The sequence below is a fragment of the Aromatoleum petrolei genome (genome assembly GCF_017894385.1).
GTDB lineage: Bacteria > Pseudomonadota > Gammaproteobacteria > Burkholderiales > Rhodocyclaceae > Aromatoleum > Aromatoleum petrolei.
This window is the reverse complement of record NZ_CP059560.1, coordinates 1,294,870-1,312,956: the sequence shown is the minus strand read 5'-3', so window position 1 is coordinate 1,312,956 and position 18,087 is coordinate 1,294,870. Positions and strand designations below refer to the sequence as shown.

The following is an 18,087-nucleotide window of genomic DNA, read 5'->3' as shown; positions in this document are numbered from 1 at the left end:
CATGCGATCCGCGGCCAGCAACCAATACCACCTCACGACCCTCTGGCGGCTGGGGGCTCCCGTCGAGACCGTCTGGGACGTCATCACACGCCCCGAACGCTGGCCGGACTGGTGGGCCGGGGCAGAATCGGTTGTTTCCATCGAAGACGGTGACGCCGACGGTATCGGCGCCCGCCAGCAGTACATCTGGAAGGGGCGCCTGCCATATCGCCTGCATTTCATCAGCTGCGTCACCCGCGTCGAGCGCCATCGCCTGCTCGAAGCGGAAGTCGTCGGCGAAGTCGAAGGCATTGGCCGTTGGCACTTCGTCTGCCAGGACGGCATCACGACCTTGCGCTACGAATGGCTCGTCCGGACCAATCCACTCTGGATGAACGTCCTTGCCCCGCTTGCCCGGCCGGTGTTCCGCTGGAACCACAACGCCCTCATGCGCGCGGGCGGCATCGGCCTCGCCCGCCACCTCGGCGCACCACTCCATCGGCACGAGAGCCAATCCGCATGATCCTCCGGCACACGTTCGCCGTCGCCGTCTGCGCCGGCTTCATCGCCGGCACCGTCGCCACCTTCGCCCAGATGCTGCTGTGGTGGATCGAAGGAACCCCCGTCATCGCCACCCTGCTGCGCGACGCCCGCCTGACCGCCGCCGTCGTCATGGGACCGGCCGTGCTGGATCACGCCCCCGGTTGGCGCTGGGATGTCCTGACATGGGCCACCGCCATCCATTTCGCCCTCTCGGTCATCTACGCACTGATCGCGTGGCCCGTCGCCCGCGCCATGACCCTCTCCGCCGCAGTTGGCCTCGGCGCCCTCTATGGTGCAGCGATCTACGTCATCAACCTCCACGGCTTCACCCACGTCTTCCCTTGGTTCGACGTCTCACGCGGCTGGGTGACCATTCTTGCTCACCTCGTATTCGGCGCCTCCCTGTTCGCAAGCTGCGCCGGCCTCGCTCACCGGCTGCGTCACCCGCGCCGACTTGCACTGCCGGGCCGTTAGCACGCGAATCCGGCAGCACGGAAATTCGCCAAGTAATCTTTTTCAGATTCCCCGCAAAAAGCGCTTGACGGCTTAATTGGGGTCTATATAATTCGCGCCTCTTCCGCGCTGCGGCGGATTGTCCGGGGCGGCTGGAGGAGAAAGAGAAGCAGGTGTTGCGGCGGCGAGTTGGAAAAAAGTTTGCTGCGGTGCTTGACGAAGTGAAGCAAGTTTGTCAGAATCTCTTTCTCGCTGCTTCGGCAGCGGTTCTTTAAAAAATTGGACAACCGATAAGTGTGAGTGCTTGGTTGGCGCGACCGAAACTGCTTCGGCGGTTTTAATGTTGCAAAGATTGAGTGCTCAACAGTAAGTCAGTAATGATTTCTTTGAGTGCTTTGTTGGATTGAACTTAAGAGTTTGATCCTGGCTCAGATTGAACGCTGGCGGCATGCTTTACACATGCAAGTCGAACGGCAGCGGGGGCTTCGGCCCGCCGGCGAGTGGCGAACGGGTGAGTAATGCATCGGAACGTGCCCAGTCATGGGGGATAACTACGCGAAAGCGTAGCTAATACCGCATACGCCCTGAGGGGGAAAGCGGGGGATCGCAAGACCTCGCGTGATTGGAGCGGCCGATGTCGGATTAGCTAGTTGGTGGGGTAAAGGCCTACCAAGGCGACGATCCGTAGCGGGTCTGAGAGGATGATCCGCCACACTGGGACTGAGACACGGCCCAGACTCCTACGGGAGGCAGCAGTGGGGAATTTTGGACAATGGGGGCAACCCTGATCCAGCCATGCCGCGTGAGTGAAGAAGGCCTTCGGGTTGTAAAGCTCTTTCAGACGGAAAGAAAACGCTTCCCCTAATACGGGAGGTGGATGACGGTACTGTCAGAAGAAGCACCGGCTAACTACGTGCCAGCAGCCGCGGTAATACGTAGGGTGCGAGCGTTAATCGGAATTACTGGGCGTAAAGCGTGCGCAGGCGGTTGTGTAAGACAGGTGTGAAATCCCCGGGCTTAACCTGGGAACTGCGCTTGTGACTGCACAGCTAGAGTACGGCAGAGGGGGGTGGAATTCCACGTGTAGCAGTGAAATGCGTAGATATGTGGAGGAACACCGATGGCGAAGGCAGCCCCCTGGGCCGATACTGACGCTCATGCACGAAAGCGTGGGGAGCAAACAGGATTAGATACCCTGGTAGTCCACGCCCTAAACGATGTCGACTAGTCGTTCGGAGAGGTAACTCACTGAGTGACGCAGCTAACGCGTGAAGTCGACCGCCTGGGGAGTACGGCCGCAAGGTTAAAACTCAAAGGAATTGACGGGGACCCGCACAAGCGGTGGATGATGTGGATTAATTCGATGCAACGCGAAAAACCTTACCTACCCTTGACATGCCTGGAATCCTTGAGAGATCAGGGAGTGCCTTCGGGAGCCAGGACACAGGTGCTGCATGGCTGTCGTCAGCTCGTGTCGTGAGATGTTGGGTTAAGTCCCGCAACGAGCGCAACCCTTGTCGCTAATTGCCATCATTTAGTTGGGCACTTTAGCGAGACTGCCGGTGACAAACCGGAGGAAGGTGGGGATGACGTCAAGTCCTCATGGCCCTTATGGGTAGGGCTTCACACGTCATACAATGGTCGGTACAGAGGGCTGCCAAAGCGCGAGCTGGAGCCAATCCCTTAAAGCCGATCGTAGTCCGGATCGTAGTCTGCAACTCGACTACGTGAAGTCGGAATCGCTAGTAATCGCAGATCAGCATGCTGCGGTGAATACGTTCCCGGGTCTTGTACACACCGCCCGTCACACCATGGGAGTGGGTTTCACCAGAAGTAGGTAGCTTAACCTTCGGGAGGGCGCTTACCACGGTGAGATTCATGACTGGGGTGAAGTCGTAACAAGGTAGCCGTATCGGAAGGTGCGGCTGGATCACCTCCTTTCAAGAGACAGGTCCGCTGTCCGAGTACTCACAACTTATCGGTTGTTCAGGCAAGAGCCTCGAGTCTGACGAGGGTCTGTAGCTCAGCTGGTTAGAGCACCGTCTTGATAAGGCGGGGGTCGTTGGTTCGAACCCAACCAGACCCACCACCGGATCCTGAGGGGGATTAGCTCAGCTGGGAGAGCACCTGCTTTGCAAGCAGGGGGTCGTCGGTTCGATCCCGTCATCCTCCACCATCGTTTCGATGGGCAGCGACAGGGGCTCGCGAGTAGGGCTAAGCAGTGCGCACGGGGTGCGTAGTGCTTAGGCCTAGTGCCAGTGTTCTTTAACAAAGTGGAAGAAGTAAAGTGTGCGATCTTCGTTGCGCTGTGTCAGCGGCGCGTGAAGACGAAGATCGAACATGGGTTGTGTGATTGCATTGTCGTCATCGACGCTTTGAACCAGCGGTCGGTGGCGGCGCACAAGCGTGAGTTCGCCTATGACGTGGATCCCTGGCGACAGGGTCCAGGGTTATAGGATCAAGCGACTAAGTGCATGTGGTGGATGCCTTGGCGATCACAGGCGATGAAGGACGTGCAAGCCTGCGAAAAGCGGGGGGGAGCTGGCAATGGAGCTTTGATCCCCCGATGTCCGAATGGGGAAACCCACTCCTTTTGGAGTATCCCTGGCTGAATACATAGGCCAGAGGAGGCGAACGCGGCGAACTGAAACATCTAAGTAGCCGCAGGAACAGAAATCAACCGAGATTCCCCAAGTAGTGGCGAGCGAACGGGGAGCAGCCTGCACGACTAAACCATTTACTTAGCAGAACGGTCTGGAAAGTCCGACAACACAGGGTGATAGTCCCGTATGCGAAAAGTAGGTGGCGGGTCTGAGCGTGCGACAAGTAGGGCGGGACACGAGAAATCCTGTCTGAAGATGGGGGGACCATCCTCCAAGGCTAAATACTCGTGATCGACCGATAGTGAACCAGTACCGTGAGGGAAAGGCGAAAAGAACCCCGGGAGGGGAGTGAAATAGATCCTGAAACCGCATGCATACAAACAGTGGGAGCCTCCTTGTGGGGTGACTGCGTACCTTTTGTATAATGGGTCAGCGACTTACGTTCAGTAGCGAGCTTAACCGAATAGGGGAGGCGTAGGGAAACCGAGTCTGATAAGGGCGACATAGTTGCTGGGCGTAGACCCGAAACCGGATGATCTATCCATGGCCAGGATGAAGGTGCCGTAACAGGTACTGGAGGTCCGAACCCACTAATGTTGAAAAATTAGGGGATGAGCTGTGGATAGGGGTGAAAGGCTAAACAAATCCGGAAATAGCTGGTTCTCCCCGAAAACTATTTAGGTAGTGCGTCGTACGGACACTTGCGGGGGTAGAGCACTGTAATCGTTGGGGGGGTCACTGCGATCTACCCCGCGATAGCAAACTCCGAATACCGCAAAGTGATATACGGCAGACAGTCCTGGGGTGCTAACGTCCTGGGACAAGAGGGAAACAACCCAGACCGCCAGCTAAGGTCCCAAATACATGGCTAAGTGGGAAACGAAGTGGGAAGGCATAGACAGCTAGGAGGTTGGCTTAGAAGCAGCCACCCTTTAAAGAAAGCGTAATAGCTCACTAGTCGAGTCGTCCTGCGCGGAAGATGTAACGGGGCTCAAGCCATGAACCGAAGCTGCGGATCTCGAAAGAGATGGTAGGGGAGCGTTCCGTAAGCCTGCGAAGGTGTCTCGAGAGGGATGCTGGAGGTATCGGAAGTGCGAATGCTGACATGAGTAGCGATAAAGGGTGTGAAAAGCACCCTCGCCGAAAGCCCAAGGTTTCCTGCGCAACGTTCATCGACGCAGGGTGAGTCGGCCCCTAAGGCGAGGCAGAAATGCGTAGTCGATGGGAAACGGGTCAATATTCCCGTACCGGTTTTAGATGCGATGGGGGGACGGAGAAGGTTAGGTCAGCCGGGTGTTGGACGTCCCGGTTTAAGCGTGTAGGCGTGCCCCGTAGGCAAATCCGCGGGGCTGAGCCAAGGCGTGATGACGAGGTCTCTTCGAGACCGAAGTGATTGATACCATGCTTCCAGGAAAAGCCTCTAAGCTTCAGTCTAAAATCGACCGTACCGCAAACCGACACAGGTGGGCAGGAAGAAAATTCTAAGGCGCTTGAGAGAACTCAGGAGAAGGAACTCGGCAAATTGATACCGTAACTTCGGGAGAAGGTATGCCCCATTAGCTTGTAGGAGTACATCCGAAGGGCGAAGGGGCCGCAGAGAATCGGTGGCTGCGACTGTTTATTAAAAACACAGCACTCTGCAAACACGAAAGTGGACGTATAGGGTGTGACGCCTGCCCGGTGCCGGAAGGTTAAGTGATGGGGTGCAAGCTCTTGATCGAAGCCCCGGTAAACGGCGGCCGTAACTATAACGGTCCTAAGGTAGCGAAATTCCTTGTCGGGTAAGTTCCGACCTGCACGAATGGCGTAACGATGGCCACACTGTCTCCTCCTGAGACTCAGCGAAGTTGAAATGTTTGTGAAGATGCAATCTCCCCGCGGCTAGACGGAAAGACCCCATGAACCTTTACTGTAGCTTTGCATTGGACTTTGACGGGACTTGTGTAGGATAGGTGGGAGGCTTTGAAGCGGTGACGCCAGTTGCCGTGGAGCCAACCTTGAAATACCACCCTGGTGTCGTTGAGGTTCTAACCTGGGCCCGTGAATCCGGGTCGGGGACCGTGCATGGCAGGCAGTTTGACTGGGGCGGTCTCCTCCCAAAAGGTAACGGAGGAGTACGAAGGTCGCCTAGGTACGGTCGGACATCGTACTGATAGTGCAATGGCAAAAGGCGGCTTGACTGCGAGACCGACAAGTCGAGCAGGTGCGAAAGCAGGTCATAGTGATCCGGTGGTTCTGTATGGAAGGGCCATCGCTCAACGGATAAAAGGTACTCTGGGGATAACAGGCTGATTCCGCCCAAGAGTTCACATCGACGGCGGAGTTTGGCACCTCGATGTCGGCTCATCACATCCTGGGGCTGTAGCCGGTCCCAAGGGTATGGCTGTTCGCCATTTAAAGTGGTACGTGAGCTGGGTTTAAAACGTCGTGAGACAGTTTGGTCCCTATCTGCCGTGGGCGCTGGAAGTTTGAGAGGACCTGCTCCTAGTACGAGAGGACCGGAGTGGACGTACCCCTGGTGTACCGGTTGTGACGCCAGTCGCATCGCCGGGTAGCTAAGTACGGAAGAGATAACCGCTGAAAGCATCTAAGCGGGAAACTCGCCTCAAGATGAGACTTCCCCGGGGCCTCGAGCCCCCTGAAGGGTCGTTGAAGACCACAACGTTGATAGGTCGGGTGTGGAAGCGCAGTAATGCGTTAAGCTAACCGATACTAATTGCCCGTGAGGCTTGATCCTATAACCCTGGATCACAGCGAACTCAACACGCCATACAATCACACACCCCACACACTCCCTACTTCTCCCCTTTGTGACCCCTTACAGTCTGACGACCATAGCGTCCCGGAACCACTCCTTCCCATCCCGAACAGGACAGTGAAACAGGACCGCGCCGATGATAGTGCTCTCCTTGAGTGCGAAAGTAGGTCATCGTCAGACTAACTACATCAAAAACCCGCTGACCTCAGGTCAGCGGGTTTTTGCGTTAACGATGTGCCGCGTGTTCGGCACGTCCTTTCCTTCTGCTACGATTTTCGCGTTCCCATGCCCCACAGCGTGGGTGGTCGCTACAGTTTCAGGTGTCAGTCAATGCCTCTCTCGGATCAGGCGCAAGCGCTGCTGGACATGGTTTATCGGGTCGGAGCACCGCGATTTCATGAATTATCGGTAGCTCAGGCTCGGCATTCGTTCGAAAAGTTGCAGTTCGTGTTCGGTGGAGAGCCCGAGGCTGTCGCGTCGACCCTGGATGTTCCACTGTCGCGAACGGACGGCAGCGCTCTTATCGCGCGCCTTTATCGACCGCTTGACGCGGCTCCGACCGAGGTGTTGCCGCTGCTGATCTATTTTCATGGCGGTGGGTGGTGTGTCGGTAGCGTGCAAAGCCACGATGCATTGTGTCGACGGATGGTGAATCGGACTGGGTGTGCGGTCCTGTCGGTGGATTACAGGCTTGCGCCGGAGCATCCGTTTCCAGCGGCGGTGGAGGACGCCTTGTTCGCAACTGAGTGGGCGCTCACGCACGCACAAGAATTTGCCTTTGATCCTGCGCGGCTTGGTTTGGGGGGGGATAGCGCCGGGGGCAATCTCGCATTGGTTACGGCCTTGAGGCTTCGCGATCGGGGAGCTCCAGCGCTGCGCTGTCTGTGCCTGATCTATCCCTGTACCGAAATTGAAAGCAGCCGCCCTTCAAGGGAGGCCTACGCGTCGGGGTATTTCCTGGATCGGGAGAGCCTGAGCTGGTTTTTTGAGCGCTATCTGCCGGATGGGGATACGAGTGACTGGCGAGTCTCGCCCATGCGGGCGCATTCGCTCGCGGATCTCCCCCCGACAATAGTCGTCACGGCTGAGTGCGATCCGCTTCGAGATGACGGCATCGCATTCGTGGAGCGGGCGAGGTCAGAGGGCGTGCCTGCAGAACATGTTGATGTCGCGGGTATGGTGCACGGCTTTGTTACCTTGGGGAAATGGTTTCCAGAGGCGAACGAGGTCGTTGATCTGATCTCGCGGAAGCTCCGCGGGCATCTCGCGAAGGTGACTGTGCCCGAGTAGGTTCACGGCGCTAGCTGCCACAGAATGGCCTGCCCCCGATTCTCCGGACACATTGCATGGCAACATGTGTCTAGGAGGAATCGATGCGAACAAGAAGGAAGTTCTCGGACGAGTTCAAGCGCGAGGCGGTGCGTTTGGCAACGCAGCCGGGTATGACGGCGACAGCGGTCGCCCGAGATCTGGGACTCGAGCGCAGCGTGCTGCGCCGATGGATGTTGAATGCGGAAGAAGGTCGCACCGATTTGACGCCTGGCAGGCCTCTGAAGAGCGACAGCCAGGCGGAACTTGAGCAACTGCGGCGCGAACTGGCGCGGGTGAAGATGGAGCGCGATATCTTAAAAAAGGCGCTCGGCTACTTCGCGAAGGACCCGACGTGAAGTTCGGCTTCGTTGCCAAACATCGGGCGGTGTGGCCGGTTCGGGTTCTATGTGAAGTGCTCGGAATTTCCCGCAGCGGCTTCTACGAATGGTTCAGTAGGCGGCCAAGCCCGCGTACCCGCGCCAACGAGAAGCTCACGGGGCTGATTCGGCAAAGCTTCGAAGCGAGCGATCGGACCTACGGTAGCCGACGTGTTTGGCACGACGTGCTTGCCTGGGGCGAGCACTGCGGCATTCATCGCGTTGCTCGCCTAATGAGGGCGGCCGGGCTGGCTGCGCGCAAGAAGCGTCGTCGCTCGCCCAACGATGCGGGCCTGCGGCCCGAACACAGCATTGCACCGAATCTGCTGCAGCGCGAGTTCGAGGCGGATGCGCCGAACAAGAAGTGGCTGGCCGACTTCACGTGCCTGTGGACCGACGAAGGCTGGCTATACGTTGCGGCCGTGCTGGACCTGTACTCGCGAAGAATTGTCGGCTGGTCAATGAAGGCGGAAATGACTGCGCAACTGGTCATCGATGCGCTCTTGATGGCGGTCTGGCGGCGCGGTAAACCCAAGGAGCTGTTACACCATTCCGATCAGGGTAGCCAATACACCCGCGAAGACTTCCAGCGGCTGCTAGCCGACCAGGGCATCGTTTGCAGCATGAGTCGAAAGGGCAACTGCTGGGATAACGCCGCGATGGAGAGCTTCTTCTCCAGCCTCAAGACGGAACGTGCCGCGCGAAAGCGATATCCGACACGCGACGACGCTCGGGCGGACGTGTTCGACTACATTGAACGCTTCTACAATCCGCGGCGGCGTCACTCCGTGCTTGGATATCTCAGCCCGGTTCAGTTTGAAGAAAATATGGTGGCTGTGTAGCTACCGAAACTGTCCGGAGAATCGGGGGCAGGCCAGAAGCTCCGTTCCAGTCCAAGGTGAGTTTGGAACTATGTGACCTGTTTAACAACGGCCTCAAGCGTAAAGCACTAGAGTCTTTCCTACGTACCACGGGGTGGGTGGCGGCCGGCTGCGGCGTGTGATCGCGCACGCGCGACGGTTGTCCGTGCGGCGGGGGGAGGCGCGATGTTCAAGGTGTTCAAGCAGTATGTGCCGTCGCACGCGTTGCAGCAGATCGCGTTCGATGCGTCGATTCTGTTCGTCGTCGTTCTCGTTGTGACCGCCCTCCCGGCACGTGGCTCCCAAGTGGAGTGGCGGTTGGTCGTCCCTTCCGCATTGCTCTTCGCCCTGCTGATGATCCTGCTCAATGGCGCCTTGGGGCTGTACCGCGCGAGAGCTCTGGATGGTGGAGGCCGGAGTACTGCTTCCCGCATAGTGGTGTCGGTTGTCGTGAGTGTCGTGGTGGCATTCGCGGTGTTTGCCATTCTGCCTTGGGGGTATTTCCAGTCCGAGGCAGTGCAGGTTTCCATCGTTCTACTATTGGGTGGGCTGCTCGTCATGCGGGGTTTGGCGAACCGACGTGGCTCGGCGTCCGCCTTTGACCCACGGGTGCTGATAATCGGAACAGGCACTGAAGCAGACGCGGTTGCACGTTCTCTGGATGCTCAAGGGGTTGGACGGGATCTCGTCGGTTTTTACCGTCCGGTGGGCGAGGAAACGCCAGTCGTGAACCCGGAACGGATTCTTCCGGAAGACGGAAATCTTCTTGACACGGTCAGGCGGCTCCATGTCAGCGAAGTGATTGTGGCGGTGCGCGAACGCAGAGGCGGGGTCCTTCCGATACGGGAGTTGCTTGACTGCAAGCTCCGGGGCGTCAAGGTTCTCGACCTGTCCTCATTCTTCGAACGTACCCACGGGCAGGTGCCGATCGGTTCACTGAAGGCGAGCTGGCTGATCTACGGCGAAGGTTTTCATCAAGGGGTGGTGCGTAGGACCATCAAGCGATGTTTTGATGTCCTTGCATCGGCGATTTTGTTGATGTTCGCTCTGCCCGTCATGCTCGTCACGGCGTGTCTCATCCTGCTGGAGGATGGCGGTCCTGTCTTGTACCGGCAGGAGCGGGTGGGACGGCGTGGACGAATATTCAGAGTGATCAAGTTCCGTAGCATGAGGCAAGACGCCGAAGGCGATGGCAGGCCGCGGTGGGCTCAGTCAGGGGACGACCGGGTTACGCGTGTCGGTCACGTCATCCGGCGTTTTCGTATCGACGAACTGCCGCAATTGTTGAACGTGCTGTCGGGCGAGATGAGTTTGGTCGGGCCGCGGCCGGAGCGCCCGTATTTCGTCGATCAGCTGACGCGCGAGATTCCCTTCTACTCTGTGCGTCATAGCGTGAAGCCAGGAGTCACGGGTTGGGCGCAGGTTCGTTACCAGTATGGTGCTTCGGTCGATGACGCGATTCAGAAGTTGCAGTACGACCTGTACTACGTGAAGAACCACAACCTGGCTCTCGATATCCTGGTGCTGTTCGAGACGGTCCGGGTCGTCCTGACTTGTGAGGGCGCGCACTGATCCGTCGGTGGGGCGTTCAGCGTCAGGTCGGTAACGCTGCGACACTAAGGTCAGGGGACTGATTTGTCAGAGTCGGCTGGTGTGGCGTACGGCATCGCGTGCGGTGCCTACACGCTGTTCTTTATTTACCTGCTTCTTGGCTGGCGCAAGCAGCCGCGTGGTGCCGCCCTTCTGTTGGCTGTCGGGGCGAGTACGTTGTGGGCGCTTGCGAACGGCTTTGTGGTCTGGAGCCCCTCGACCGCCGTGCTTGTATTGGCCTGGTCCGCCGACATTGTTCGTCAAGCCAGCTGGTTGGCGTTTATCATCATTCTACTGCTGGCCGTTAGCGCACGCGTGGTGCGTTGGGCGATTGTCGCTGCAGCGGTGGTCGCGGTCGGTCAGATCCTCGGTGTACTCGGCTTGGAGCTGCGTTTCCTGTCGCAGACCACCTTGCACTTGGGCAGTTTTCTTGCAAGCGCGGTGCTGGGTTTGGTGCTGGTCGAGCAACTCTTCCGGTCGGTGCCGCCGGAATCGCGTTGGGCATTGAAACCTCTTTGTCTGGCGCTTTCGGCAGGGTATGTCTTCGAGCTGTACTTGTTCGCGGATGGCTTCCTGTTCGGTCACCTGGATGCAGACCTCTGGGCTGTGCGGGGCATTGCCCATTCGTTGACGCTGCCGCTCGTTGCTGTGTCGGCTGCTCGAAATCCGGATTGGGCGCTGCGTATAACGGTCTCGAGAGATGCGGTGTTCCATTCGACGGCCTTGGCGTTGTCGGGGGCCTACCTGCTGGTCATCGCAGCTGCCGGGTATTACGTGCGTTACTTCGGCGGCGATTGGGGCCGTGCCCTCCAGTTGACCTTGTTTTTTGCCGGCCTGCTGCTCTTGAGCGTTTTCCTTGTGTCGGGGGCTCAGCGGGCAAGGTTGCGTGTTTTCCTCAACAAGCACCTGTTTCCATACCGTTACGACTACCGGAGCGAGTGGTTGCGGTTTACGCAGGCTCTGTCGTCGGCCGACGGTACGCTCGATTTGGGTGAATCGGTGATCAAGGGCTTATGCGATCTTGTGGAGAGCCCTGGTGGAGCGCTTTGGCTTCGGGAGTCGGGTGGTCCTCGCTATCACGTCCAATCGCGGCTCAATCATCCGGCGATTGCGGTGACGGAAGACGAAGACAGTTCGTTCTGCCAATTTCTGGCTGAACGCGAGTGGGTGATCAACCTTGAGGAATACCGCTCGGGTTCGACTAGCTATTCGTCTTTGGCGCTTCCAGCATGGTTGTCGGCGATTCCAAGTGCGTGGCTGGTTCTGCCTCTGAAATCCGGGGGTGTCCTCGTCGGATTTGTCCTGCTTAGCGCGCCGAGGACGCCGGTGGATGTGAATTGGGAGGTGCTTGATCTGCTGAAGACGGCGCAGGCGCAGGCAGCAAGTTATCTGTCTCGCATGCAGGCGGTTGAGGCCCTGATCGAGTCGAGGAAGTTCGATTCGTTCAATCGAATGTCCGCCTTCGTGGTTCACGATCTGAAGAATCTTGTTGCGCAGCTGTCCTTGATGTTGAAGAACGCGGAACGGCACAAGCATAACCCGGCGTTTCAGGAAGACATGCTGGAGACCGTGGCGAATGTCGAGTCGAGAATGCGCGCGTTGATGGCGCAGTTGCAGGAAAAGCGCTCAATCGACCCGCCGAGACGAGTAGAGATCGCCGCTCTTATCGAACGTCTGAGGATGGCGAAACGCCACCAGCGTCCGGCCATAGAGTTTGACCCAGGCGAACTCGGGATGGTCGAGGTGATTGCGCACCCGGAGCGGCTTGAGCGTGTCATTGGCCATGTGTTGCAGAATGCGCTGGAGGCGACGAGAGACGATGGTAGGGTGGCCGTAAGGATCAAACCAGCGAGCGATGGTTCGGCCGTGTTGAGTGTTGAGGACAACGGATGTGGGATGACGAAGGAGTTCGTCCGCGAGCAATTGTTCCGCCCGTTCCAGACCAGCAAGACGGGAGGCATGGGGATCGGCGCATTCGAGGCTCAGCAGTACATTCGTGAGATCGGGGGCAGCATTGCCGTCGATAGCGAACCCGGGGAGGGGACGCGCGTGTCGATCACGCTGCCAGTGGTTGCCCGCGAAGCGCGGGACGATATGAACAGTGCGGTGATGACTCAGGGATCATGAACGATAAGAGACGAACGCTTCTGGTTGTGGAGGATGATCCGGCGCTGCAGAAGCAGATGCGATGGGCGTTCGATTCTTTCGAGACCGTTGTCGCCGACGATAGAGAGAGCGCTCTCGCCCAGTTGCGTCGTTATGAGCCCGCGGTGGTCACAATGGACCTTGGCTTGCCCCCGAGTCCGGATGACGTCGGCGAGGGCTTCCGACTCCTCGGGGAGATGCTGGTGCTGGCGCCCGAGACGAAGGTGATTGTCCTGACCGGCCAGCATGATCGGGAGAATGCGGTCCGGGCCGTGGCAATGGGTGCCTACGATTTCTTCGGCAAACCTTTTGAACCGGAATTGCTCGCGCTGACGATTGATCGTGCATTTCGGCTCCACGATCTTCAGGCAGAGAATCATCGTCTGCAGGCCCAGCAGTCCAGCCCGCTTTCTGGAGTCATCACCCGGGATCCCGGGATGTTGAAGGTATGCCGAACAGTGGAAAGGGTGGCGTCGGCAAATGTCACCGTGGCGCTGCTTGGCGCAAGCGGGACAGGGAAGGAAATTCTGGCGCGCGCCTTGCACGCGTTGTCGTCGCGCTCCAAGGAGCGCTTCTTGGCGATCAACTGCGCCGCGATTCCGGAGAATCTTCTGGAAAGCGAATTGTTTGGCTACGAGAAGGGGGCTTTCACCGGGGCGGCGAAGCTGACGCCGGGAAAAATCGAAACCGCGCACAAGGGTACCTTCTTTCTTGACGAAATAGGGGACCTGCCGATGGCGCTGCAGGCGAAACTGCTCCGCTTCCTGCAGGAAAGAGTGGTCGAACGCATCGGGGGGCGTGAGGAGATTCCGGTTGATGTGCGCGTGGTGTGTGCGACGCACAGGGATTTGAAGGCGCAAATACAGGCTGGCCATTTTCGCGAAGATCTTTACTACCGGCTCGCCGAGATTGTCATCGACATTCCTCCTCTCCGGGAGCGAGATGGTGATGCCGTGCTGCTGGCACATGCGTTCGTGCAACGCTTCGCGAAGGAGAATGCCCGGGGGGCCATGCATCTCGGTGAGGACGCGCTTGCGGCGATCGAGACGCATCCCTGGCCGGGAAATGTGCGTGAATTGGAGAACTGCCTGAAGCGCGCGGTGATCATGGCGGAATCGAACCGGATCACGGCGGAGGATCTCGGCCTCGATGCAGCTGAATCGGACTTGCTGGAACTCAATCTGCGTCATGTCAGGGACGAGGCGGAGCGGCGGGCGGTGATCCGTGCCTTGGCAAGAACGAACGGCAATATCGCGCGTGCTGCCGATGTTCTGGGGATCAGCAGGCCCTCCTTGTATGACTTGATGAACCGCTTTGGATTCAAGAAGGAGAGTTGACGTGTCCCGTCCGATGATAATTCCGCAATCCAAACGGCAAATTGCGCTGGCTCTAATCTTTTCGGGGTTGATTGCCGGTTGCGGCGCGAGCCCTGATTCGATGGTGGGTTCGGCGCGCGATTATCTTGCAAAGAATGATCTCCAGGCTGCGAGCATTCAGCTCAAGAACGCCTTGCAGGAGAACCCCAAGCTCGCTGAAGCACGTTACCTGCTTGGGGCTGTGAATCTTAGGCAGGGGAATCCTGTTGCTGCGGAAAAGGAGTTTCGGCGCGCGCTGGAGCTCGGCGTTCCGGTCGAACAGGTAAATCCCCTGCTGGCGCGTGCGATGGTGCAGATGGGGCAGTTTGAGCAGGTGATCAAGGAATTCGGGGCGACAGAGCTTCAGGATCCGGTTGCCAACGCGCGACTGTGGGGGAGCATCGGGGATGCCTATCTTGAGCGCAAGGACGCGTCCAAGGCGCGCGAGGCCTTCGAGGTGGCGTTGAAGTCCAACGCGGATGACCTTTCTGCGCGGGTCGGATTCGGGCGCATGAAATATCTGAGCGGGGACGTCGACGGGGCGCTTGCAGAGGCCGAGGCTGCGTTGGCTCGCGGTGCGACGGGGGAGGAAGCTGGAGATGCCCATGCTCTGCGTGCAAACGTGTTGCTTGCCCGTAAGCAGGACGACGAGGGGCTCGCTGCGCTGCGCGAGGCGGTGAAGGGGAGGCCGTCATCTGTTGCGTATCATTTTGCGCTGATCTCGCTGTTGCTTGAGCGAGGAGACATGAGTGAAGCAGCGGAGCGGCTTGCTGCGATGGAGAAGGTCGCGCCGAAACATCCACTCACTCACTATCTGTATGCACTCAATGATTTCCGCAGCGGCAAGACGGCTCCGGCCCGTGAGCACATCGCCGAAACCGTCCGGTTGGCTCCGGAATACCTGCCAGGGCGGATGTTGGCCGGCCTGATCCACGCCAGCCTGAACGAGCATGTGCTTGCGCGTGAACATCTGGCGATGGTGGTTGGTCGAGCACCCGAGAACAGAACCGCGCGGGTGGGGCTTGCGCGCCTTGAACTCGGTGCAGGCGACTCCCAGAAGGCCATGGATACACTCAAGCCGCTGCTTTCCGAAAAGGATCCGGACCCGGCGAGCCTGCAACTGGCAGCGCGCATTCAGCTGGCGCAGGGGAAGCTGGATGCGGCCTCGGAGACGTATGAGAGGCTCGTCGCCGTTCGCCCGTCCGACGAGCTGGCGCGCACTCAGTTGGGAATGGCGCGTATGCTCGAGGGGGATGCCGCTGCAGGCCTGAGCGATCTTGAAGCGGCCTCGACGCTCGAGGGGAGTTCCGGAGCTGCCGACTTTGCACTTGTGATGGTGCATTTGCGGCAGGGTGAAATCGACAAGGCAGCTGCGGCGCAGCAGCGGCTCGAGGAAAAACGTCCGGATGACCCTCGCACTTACATGTTGCAGGGGGGCATCGCTCTGTCCCGACGGGATATGGCTGGTGCGCGGCTCTCGTTTGAGAAGGCACTGGCGCTCAAGAGCGATTACCTGCCCGCAGTAGTCAATCTCGCGCGGTTGGATCTCGCGGAAAGAAAGCCCGGTGAGGCGCTGGAACGTGTCGAGCATGTCGTCGCCAAGCATCCGGATAACGTCGCGGCTTCCCTTCTGTTGGCGAATCTGCAAAAGGCCACTGGAGCCCCGTCGGACAAGGTGCGTGCAACCCTCGAGCGCGCGAGTCGTGCGACGCCAGCGGAAGCCACTCCGAAGCTGGCGCTCGCCGCGGAGGCCCTGGGGCAGAGAGATGCAAAGAAAGCGATCTCGATCGTGCAGGAAGTCATCGCAGCCCATCCCGATGATCCACGAGCGTACGAGATGATGGGCCGGGCCCAGCTACTGGCGGGTGACCTTCAGCAGGCAGTCACTGCGTTCAGCAAGCAGGTGAGTTTACAGCCGAAATTGCCAGCCCCGTTGATCCGCCTTGCAGATGCGCAACAACTGGCGAAGGACTCCACCGCCGCAGAGCAGTCCTTGCGACGGGCGCTAGGGCTGAAGCCGGATTTCCTCGACGCACAGCAGCGACTCGCCGCATTGCTCGCCGGAAAACAGCGACTCAAGGAGGCGATTGCCGTTGCCCAGACAGTACAAAAGCAACGGCCCAAGGAGCCTGCGGGGTGGAACCTGGAAGGCGATCTGTACCTCCTCGCAAAGGACTACGCGCCTGCGATTGCCGCTTACCGCAAATCGTTCACTGTCAGGCCGAGGGCCGAGACGGTGATCAAACTCCATGCGGTTCAGGTTCAGTCGGGTAAGCAAGGCGATGCCGAGAAGACGATTTCCGAATGGTTGCGGAAGGAGCCAAAGGATGTACGGGTGCGTACTTATCTTGCCGAGCGCGCCTTTGCTGCACGGCGATTCGACGAAGCCGAAAGGCTCTATGTCAAGCTCGATGAGCTCAAACCGGATACGCCCCATGTCCTGAATAATCTTGCATGGATCGCGGGCCATCGCAGGGATCCGAAAGCGATGGGGCTGGCGGAGCGGGCGTTAAAGTTGGCTCCGGAGGATCCGAATATTCTCGCTACGCTGGGTGTGCTGCAAATGGACAGCGGCCAGTCCGAGAACGGGATCGATAACCTTCGCAAGGCGGTTTCTCTGGCGCCGACTGCACCGACTCTTCGTCTCAATCTCGCGAAAGCATATGTGAAAGCTGGGCGCAAACAGGACGCTGTGAAGGAGGCGGATCATCTGCTGCAGTCCCTGCCGCAGGATAGCCCCCTGCGCGCCGAGGCCAATGCGCTGAAGGAGAAGCTATGAACCGTCAGATCATTCGAATTATGCTATATGGCTTATTGATAGGGCGAGAATCATGACTACTGTAGCCGTTATTGGCCTGGGATATGTCGGCCTTCCGCTTGCGGTTGAATTCGGCAGAAAATTCAGGACCCTGGGGTTTGACCTCTCCGCTCGTAAGGTCGCTGCGTATCGTGAGCACTACGATCCGACCGGTGAGGTGTCCGGTGCGGCCTTGCGTGCCGCAACGATGCTTTCATGCCATGCCGATGCGAGCGTGATCGCGGAAGCGGACTTTGTCGTTGTTGCGGTACCGACACCGGTGGATGAAGCGCACCAACCGGATTTCTCGCCACTGGTGGGCGCATCGCGGATCGTCGGACAGAATCTGAAGCGCGGGGCGATCGTTGTCTTCGAGTCAACGGTGTATCCCGGCGCGACAGAGGAGGTCTGCATTCCGATCATAGAGCGTGAATCGGGCCTGAAGTGGAAGGAAGATTTCTTCGTCGGCTATTCTCCAGAGAGAATCAATCCGGGAGACAAGGAGCGAACGGTCACGAAGATCGTGAAAGTGGTATCGGGTGATACGCCTGCCACACTGGCGAAGGTTCGTGAAATCTACGGTGCGATCATTACCGCAGGCGTCTATCCTGCAAGTTCGATCAAGGTCGCGGAGGCTGCGAAGGTTATCGAGAACACGCAGCGAGATCTCAACATCGCATTGATGAACGAACTGGCGGTGATCTTTCACAAGATCGGCATCGACACGCTCGAGGTGCTCGAAGCAGCAGGGACGAAGTGGAACTTCCTGCCGTTCCGGCCGGGCCTCGTAGGAGGACACTGCATCGGCGTCGACCCGTACTACCTGACGCACAAGGCGGAAATGCTCGGCTACCACTCGGACGTGGTCCTGGCAGGACGGCGCATCAATGACGGCATGGGTAAGTACATTGCCGAGCAGACCGTCAAACAGATGATTCAGGCGGGACATGCGGTGCGTGGCTGCGACGTCGTCGTCATGGGGCTCACGTTCAAGGAAAACTGTCCCGATCTACGCAATAGCAAGGTCATCGACGTGATCCGCGAGCTACGCAGCTTCGGCTGCAGGGTGCATGTTCATGACGCCGTTGCAGCATCGTCGGAGGCCGAACACGAGTACGGCGAATCCCTGGTGGCCTGGGAGGATCTGCCGCGTGCGACGGCTGTTGTTGCGGCAGTGTCACACAAGGCGTATCTGGACATGCCCCTCGTAAAGATCACGGACAGGTTGTTGCCGAACGGTATTTTCGTCGATGTGAAGTCGGCGTATGACCGGGACGCCTTGGCTGCGTCCGGGGTCACCGTCTGGCGGCTCTAGC

9 protein-coding genes, 2 tRNA genes and 3 rRNA genes are annotated in these 18,087 nt (G+C 58.7%); all 14 read left to right on the top strand.

Annotated elements, in window-relative coordinates; all coding sequences use genetic code 11:
* The first annotated feature begins 1 nt into the window (after position 1).
* The 14 genes from ToN1_RS05940 (at position 2) to ToN1_RS05875 (ending at position 18,086) form a co-directional block, all read left to right on the top strand.
* The gene (locus ToN1_RS05940; RefSeq protein WP_169208355.1) at positions 2–502 is read left to right on the top strand and encodes an SRPBCC family protein; all 501 of its coding nucleotides are present in this window, start codon (positions 2–4) and stop codon (positions 500–502) included.
* The gene (locus ToN1_RS05935; RefSeq protein ID WP_169208356.1) at positions 499–996 is read left to right on the top strand and encodes a hypothetical protein; all 498 of its coding nucleotides are present in this window, start codon (positions 499–501) and stop codon (positions 994–996) included. The genes ToN1_RS05940 and ToN1_RS05935 overlap by 4 nt, the downstream gene beginning before the upstream one ends.
* A gap of 384 nt (positions 997–1,380) precedes the next feature.
* Positions 1,381–2,916 (top strand): 16S ribosomal RNA (locus ToN1_RS05930).
* Between the two features lie 71 nt (positions 2,917–2,987).
* Positions 2,988–3,064: transfer RNA gene (locus ToN1_RS05925), tRNA-Ile, on the top strand.
* An 11-nt stretch (positions 3,065–3,075) separates the two neighbouring features.
* Positions 3,076–3,151, top strand: a tRNA-Ala gene (locus tag ToN1_RS05920).
* Positions 3,152–3,431: 280 nt separating this feature from the next.
* Positions 3,432–6,315 (top strand): 23S ribosomal RNA (locus ToN1_RS05915).
* Between the two features lie 87 nt (positions 6,316–6,402).
* Positions 6,403–6,516, top strand: a 5S ribosomal RNA gene (gene rrf, locus ToN1_RS05910).
* Together the 16S, 23S and 5S rRNA genes with 2 tRNA genes alongside form the textbook arrangement of a ribosomal RNA operon.
* Before the next feature lie 150 nt (positions 6,517–6,666).
* Positions 6,667–7,626, top strand: coding sequence for an alpha/beta hydrolase (locus tag ToN1_RS05905; RefSeq protein WP_169208958.1), 960 nt, complete (start codon positions 6,667–6,669; stop codon positions 7,624–7,626).
* Positions 7,627–7,709: 83 nt separating this feature from the next.
* Positions 7,710–8,866, top strand: a protein-coding gene (locus ToN1_RS05900) for an IS3 family transposase (protein WP_210148037.1) whose coding sequence is annotated in 2 segments (ribosomal slippage) — positions 7,710–7,974 and positions 7,974–8,866 — 1,158 coding nt in all. Because the reading frame shifts where the segments join, the coding sequence is not laid out codon by codon here.
* Positions 8,867–9,070: 204 nt separating this feature from the next.
* A complete protein-coding gene (locus ToN1_RS05895; protein ID WP_169208089.1) occupies positions 9,071–10,456 on the top strand; it encodes a TIGR03013 family XrtA/PEP-CTERM system glycosyltransferase in 1,386 nt (461 codons plus the stop codon).
* Positions 10,457–10,519: 63 nt separating this feature from the next.
* The gene (gene prsK, locus ToN1_RS05890) at positions 10,520–12,601 is read left to right on the top strand and encodes an XrtA/PEP-CTERM system histidine kinase PrsK (RefSeq protein ID WP_169208090.1); all 2,082 of its coding nucleotides are present in this window, start codon (positions 10,520–10,522) and stop codon (positions 12,599–12,601) included.
* Positions 12,598–13,956, top strand: coding sequence for a PEP-CTERM-box response regulator transcription factor (gene prsR, locus ToN1_RS05885; RefSeq protein ID WP_169208091.1), 1,359 nt, complete (start codon positions 12,598–12,600; stop codon positions 13,954–13,956). Before prsK ends, prsR begins: the two co-directional genes overlap by 4 nt.
* 1 nt (position 13,957) lies before the next feature.
* Positions 13,958–16,753: an XrtA/PEP-CTERM system TPR-repeat protein PrsT gene (gene prsT, locus ToN1_RS05880; protein ID WP_169208092.1), complete on the top strand. Its 2,796-nt coding sequence runs from the start codon at positions 13,958–13,960 to the stop codon at positions 16,751–16,753.
* A gap of 52 nt (positions 16,754–16,805) precedes the next feature.
* Entirely contained in the window at positions 16,806–18,086 is a 1,281-nt protein-coding gene (locus ToN1_RS05875) for a nucleotide sugar dehydrogenase (RefSeq protein WP_169208093.1), read from the top strand.
* Position 18,087 lies beyond the last annotated feature (1 nt).